General features: G+C 51.2%; 5 protein-coding genes. 3 read left to right on the top strand and 2 right to left on the bottom strand.

What is annotated here, in order from left to right; genetic code table 11:
• Window positions 1-353: DUF1501 domain-containing protein (locus ACWA6V_RS16080; RefSeq protein WP_449523443.1), on the top strand; the 353-nt coding region annotated here is incomplete at its 5' end.
• A 91-nt stretch (window positions 354-444) separates the two neighbouring features.
• Here the strand turns inward: ACWA6V_RS16080 and ilvE are convergent.
• Window positions 445-1,347: a branched-chain-amino-acid transaminase gene (gene ilvE / locus ACWA6V_RS16075; RefSeq protein WP_449523442.1), complete on the bottom strand. Its 903-nt coding sequence runs from the start codon at window positions 1,345-1,347 to the stop codon at window positions 445-447.
• Window positions 1,340-2,137, bottom strand: a complete 798-nt coding sequence (locus ACWA6V_RS16070) for a PhzF family phenazine biosynthesis protein (RefSeq protein ID WP_449523441.1) — start codon at window positions 2,135-2,137, stop codon at window positions 1,340-1,342. Before ACWA6V_RS16070 ends, ilvE begins: the two co-directional genes overlap by 8 nt.
• Window positions 2,138-2,325: 188 nt before the next feature.
• Between ACWA6V_RS16070 and ACWA6V_RS16065 the strand changes: the two genes are divergently transcribed.
• Window positions 2,326-3,723, top strand: coding sequence for an aminotransferase-like domain-containing protein (locus tag ACWA6V_RS16065; RefSeq protein WP_449523440.1), 1,398 nt, complete (start codon window positions 2,326-2,328; stop codon window positions 3,721-3,723).
• A 220-nt stretch (window positions 3,724-3,943) separates the two neighbouring features.
• Window positions 3,944-5,731, top strand: a 1,788-nt coding sequence (gene fusA, locus ACWA6V_RS16060) for an elongation factor G (protein ID WP_449523439.1), incomplete at its 3' end; no start/stop codon positions are given.

Raw genomic sequence — 5,731 nt, 5'->3', positions numbered from 1 at the left:
TTTTCTATCAAGCACTTGAGGCGTTGGGAATGGAGAACCAAGTCACTACATTTACCACCTCCGAATTTGGCCGCACGCTTGCGCGCAATGGCGATGGAACAGATCACGGTTGGGGCAGTCATCATTGGGTAATGGGTGGAGCAGTGAACGGCCAAGCCTTGTACGGACAATTTCCGACATTGGAAATCAACAGCGACGATGATCTCGGGCGCGGCCGAATTATTCCACAACTCAGTTTTGATCAATACGCAGCAACACTGGGCAAGTGGTTTGGTTTATCAGCAGATGATCTCGGCCATATTTTTCCAAACTTGATAAATTTTAACGCGTCAGATCTGGGATTTATGCGCTGAGGTATTGCGATGGACGCATCGCAATACCTCAGAAATGAATAACCACTACAACCCTATCAACTACAAGCCTGACAACTACAACAAATTAAACTCATTTTTCGCTATTCACCAACTCCCTAAACGCCGCCGCCAACCGCGAATAAATCGGGCCAGGGCATTCAGGTATTTTGCGGCCATCGGCGTATCCTACGGGAATTAACTCCGCTCCCGTGCCCGTAAGAAAGCATTCATCGGCGGTGAATAAATCGTAAGGGGCGAGTGGCATTTCGCGTGCTTTTATGCCGAGTTTTTCAGCGAGTTCCAATACCACTTGGCGAGTAATGCCATCGAGTGCGCCTTCAATTACTGGCGGTGTTAATAGTTCGCCGCGTTGCACGATAAAAATATTATCTGCACTACCCTCTGCAATTCTGCCTGCGCTGTTGAGCAGGATTGCTTCATCGGCACCTGCGTGGGTGGCTTCCATGCGCGCGAGAATATGGTTGAGGTAATTCAAACTTTTGATGCGCGGGTCAAGGCCATCGGCGCCTAAACGGCGCGTGGCGGCGATGATGACTTTTGCTCCCTCGTTTCTCACTCGCTCGCTCACCATGTGCAAGGTATCGGCGATGATAAATACTTGCGGCAAACGACAGCGTGACGGGTCTATTCCCAAAGGGCCGACACCGCGCGTCACGACTAAACGCATATAGCCGTTGAGTTCCGGTGCGGCAGAAATAGTTTCAATAACGGCATGAGTTAATTGTTGAATGTTGTAGGGAATGCTGAGTGCAATCGCGCGCGCCGAGAGAAATAATCGCTCAAGGTGCGCTTGCAAACGAAATGCGCGTCCGTTGTAAAAACGTATACCTTCGAACACGCCATCGCCGTATAAAAGTCCGTGATCAAAAACAGAAACAGTCGCTTGTTCGAGTGGGACTATTTGACCATTACGCCAACATATAGGTGCAGGTGCGATGCTGGCTTTGTGCTGGGCAATGTTTGAATCAACCATGGAATTCTCCGGTGAGCATAGTGCGGGCTTTGCCGCTTAATAGGACGCGATCATCTTTCCAATCCAGCGTTAGTAATCCGCCGCGGGGTGATGCCTGTTGCGCGCGCAGATGAGTTTTGTCGAGGCGATTGCCCCAGTAACAAGCGAGCAAACAATGCGCGGAACCAGTGACGGGATCTTCATTGATGCCGACCTTGGGCGCAAAAAAACGCGAGACCATATCCAAACCGGAACCTGCATCGCCCGGTGCGCTGAGGATTAATCCGCGTGTGGTGAATGATGCAATTTGCTCTGCGTTAGGAACAAAGTTGCGCACAGCCTCGGCGGAATCCAGGACCGCGATAAGATCGTCTCGCCCTTGCCCGAACCAATGGGGATGACCGCCGAGTATTTGCAAAAGCGCAGGCGGAACGGCGGCGACTGACTGAGGAAAATCAGCGGGAAAATCCAGTTGGATTTGATCGCCAATTCGTGTAGCGGTAAGCCGACCACTGAGGGTGTGGAATTCCAATATCGCGGCGGTTTCACCAGCGTGTTGCCAGAGTGCATGGGCGGCAGCGAGGGTGGCGTGACCGCACAGGTTTACTTCTACCTGCGGGGTAAACCAACGCAAATCCCAACTGCCATCCACGCGTTTGTGGACAAAGGCAGTTTCGGCTTGATTCATTTCCAACGCGACCTGTTGCATCCAACTGGCGGGCTGCTCTTTATCCAGAATGCATACACCTGCGGGATTACCGCTAAACGGCTGGTCGATAAAAGCATCGACCAATAATAGTGGGTAACTCATGAGTCCTCCTGTAGTGTCCTTGCGGTGTGGTGGTGACTGTTTTTTGTGAAAAAGCAGTGTATTTCTTGTGCAACAACCATTACAGTTTCAAAAAAATATAATTGATACGGTACAGATTAAATTAACTGCATCTGTATCTATCAATTTTTATTAAAACTGTACCTATTGAACGCAAGCATGGAGCTTCGATGGACATTCTCTACCGCAAACTTGCAGATGAACTGGCCAGCCTGATTAACGCCGGTGGATTCCAATCGGGAGACCGCTTGCCCGGTGTGCGCAATCAGGCGCAGCTGCGCGGGTTAAGTATCGCCACGGTGATTGCCGCCTATCGTCAATTGGAGGATTGGGGTTTTCTAGAGGTGCGCAACCGCTCGGGGTTTTACGTCAAAACCAAGCCCGCACTGGCGGTAGCACCGCCACGTATTGTGGTGACCACTATGCGCCCTGCGCCGGTTACCGGGCAGGATATGGTGCTGCAATTGATTAAAGCGGCCAACGACCCCGCTGTTGTACAACTGGGCGCGGCGGTTCCCGCAGCAGAATTTTTACCGACCCGCGCGATAGAACAGGCGCTTACCAAGGCCGCGCGCCAGTATCGTGTGCGCACTGCTAACTATGAGTTCTCGCCCGGTGCACCTGAGTTGCGTCGGCACATAGCGCGCCGTCTGGCTGATGCCGGTTGCGCAGTGCACCCGGATAATCTGGTAATTACCAATGGCTGTCAGGAGGCGTTGACACTAGCGCTGCGCGCGGTGACATCGCCCGGCGATGTCGTTGCCATCGAATCGCCCACCTTTTATGGACTGCTGCAGGTTATTGAATCGCTGGGCTTGGAGGCGTTGGAAATCCCCACCAATCCGCACTCGGGTATGTCATTGGAAGCGCTCGAACTGGCGTTGAGTCGATGGCCGGTCAAGGCGTGTGTCGTCACGCCCAACTTTAGTAACCCGCTCGGCTGCCTGATGCCGGATGAACACAAACAAAAGCTGGTGGCGATGCTCAAGGCGCGCGAAATTCCGCTGATTGAGGATGATATTTACGGCGATTTGAGTTTTAGCCATGCCCGCCCTTCTCTTCTGAAAGGCGTGGATGAGAACGTAATTCTCTGCAGCTCGATTTCCAAAACCCTGTCGCCCGGTTTGCGCGTAGGCTGGATCGCGCCGGGGCGCTATCAGGATAAAGTCGAGTACATGAAATACGTGCTAAATCTGGCGACAACGACCATCCCGCAACTGGCGGTGACCGAGTTATTGGAAAATGGGCAATACGAGCGTCACTTGCGACGGGTACGTGGGGACTATGCGCAGGCAGTAGCGCGCATGACCGATGCGATCATCCATTATTTCCCAGAGGACACTAAAATCTCGCGCCCGGAAGGTGGTTTTGTGATTTGGCTGGAGCTGCCGGGTGATGTGGATAGTTTTGCACTGGCCCGCAAGGCATTGGAGCAAGGAATTAGTATCGCACCCGGGCCGATTTTTTCGGCGAGCCAAAAATACCGGCAATTTATCCGACTCTCTTGCGCTTGTGTGTGGGGTAACAGGATTGAGCGGGCATTGGTGAGTTTGGCGGGGCTACTGTGAAGGTAGATAGAATTCAAGTTTGGACACTGCATTTCCTTAGACAAGATCACGTTAAATCACCCGCCTGCATGCATTTGCCGCTTGGTTGTAACCTAACAACGATAGATTAACGAAATTGACCACTTTTTCTTTGGGCATTTTTGGATAACTTCCTGTATATTACGCCGCTATTTTACAACCCAGCTTTTCTAACCTTGCTTAACCTATAAAAGAGAGTCCTATGGCTGACTTATCCCTTTACAGAAACATCGGTATCTTCGCTCACGTTGACGCCGGTAAAACCACTACCACCGAGCGTATCCTCAAGCTCACCGGTAAAATCCACAAAATTGGTGAAGTTCACGAAGGTGATTCCACCACTGACTTCATGGTTCAGGAAGCTGAGCGTGGTATCACCATTCAATCGGCAGCGGTTACCTGTTTCTGGAAAGGTTATCGCTTCAACGTTATCGATACCCCCGGACACGTTGACTTCACCGTAGAAGTTTACCGTTCATTGAAAGTATTGGACGGCGGTATCGGCGTATTCTGTGGTTCTGGCGGCGTAGAGCCACAATCAGAAACCAACTGGCGCTATGCGAACGACTCTAAAGTTGCTCGTCTGATTTTCGTAAACAAACTTGACCGTATCGGTGCGGACTTCCTGCGCGTTACCGACCAGGTGAAAAAAGTGTTGGGCGCTCACCCGTTGGTGATGACTCTGCCAATCGGCCGCGAAGACACTTTCGTCGGTGTGGTTGATCTGTTGAACCGTCAAGCCTATGTATGGGATGACTCTGGCTTGCCAGAAAACTACAAAGTTGTCGATATCCCAGCTGACATGGTGGACGATGTTGAGTTGTACCGCGGTCAATTGGTTGAAACTGCCGTAGAACAAGATGACGACCTGATGATGGCCTACATGGAAGGCGAAGAGCCTTCAATTGAAGACATCAAGCGTTGTATCCGTAAAGGTACCCGCGACCTGGTGTTCTTCCCGACTTTCTGTGGTTCTGCATTTAAAAACAAAGGCATGCAATTGCTGCTTGATGCCGTTGTTGATTATCTGCCAAGCCCAACTGAAGTTAATCCACAGCCACTGACTGACGCTGAAGGTAATGAAACCGGCCAATACGCTATCGTTTCTGCTGATGAGCCATTCCGTGCGTTGGCGTTCAAAATCATGGACGACCGCTTCGGTGCCCTCACCTTCTGCCGCATCTACTCAGGCGTGTTAAACAAGGGCGATACCCTGCTTAACTCCTTTACAGGTAAAACCGAGCGTATCGGTCGTATGGTGGAGATGAATGCTAACGATCGTACCGATTTGACCACTGCGCAAGCGGGCGACATCATTGCTTTGGTAGGTCTGAAGAACGTTCAAACTGGTCACACCCTGTGTGATCCAAAACATGAATGTACTCTTGAACCTATGGTATTCCCGGAGCCAGTAATCTCTATTGCGGTAACTCCGAAAGACAAGAGCATGATCGAGAAGATGGCTACTGCCATTGGCAAACTGGTATCTGAAGACCCAACCTTCCGCGTTGAGACTGACCAGGATTCGGGTGAAACCATCCTTAAAGGTATGGGTGAATTGCACTTGGATATTAAAGTGGACATCATGAAGCGCACCTACGGTGTAGAGCTGAACGTTGGTCAACCACAAGTAGCCTACCGCGAAACCATTACTCGCGGCATCGAAGACAGCTACACCCACAAGAAGCAATCAGGTGGTTCTGGTCAGTACGGTAAGATCGACTACCGCATCAACCCGGGCGAGCCAAACACTGGCTTCGTATTCAAAACCTCATGCGTTGGCGGTAGCGTTCCAAAAGAATTCTATCCAGCAATTGAGAAAGGTTTTGCATCTATGATGGGCACTGGTCCATTGGCCGGCTTCCCGGTATTGGACGTTGAAATTGATCTGTTCGACGGTGCATTCCACGCCGTTGACTCCTCGGCCATTGCGTTTGAAATCGCGGCAAAAGGCGCTTTCCGTCAATCTATGCCAAAAGCAGGCCCACAA

This window comes from Cellvibrio sp. (assembly GCF_053579595.1).
Note: the sequence above shows the minus strand (reverse complement) of the source record. Positions and strands in the feature narration are given on the sequence as shown.

Bases quoted from the DNA above. Each gene is read 5' to 3' on its own strand.
- ilvE (WP_449523442.1), bottom strand. From the start codon at position 1,347: ATGGTTGATTCAAACATTGCCCAGCACAAAGCCAGCATCGCACCTGCA.
- ACWA6V_RS16065 (WP_449523440.1), top strand. From the start codon at position 2,326: ATGGACATTCTCTACCGCAAACTTGCAGATGAACTGGCCAGCCTGATT.
- ACWA6V_RS16070 (WP_449523441.1), bottom strand. From the start codon at position 2,137: ATGAGTTACCCACTATTATTGGTCGATGCTTTTATCGACCAGCCGTTT.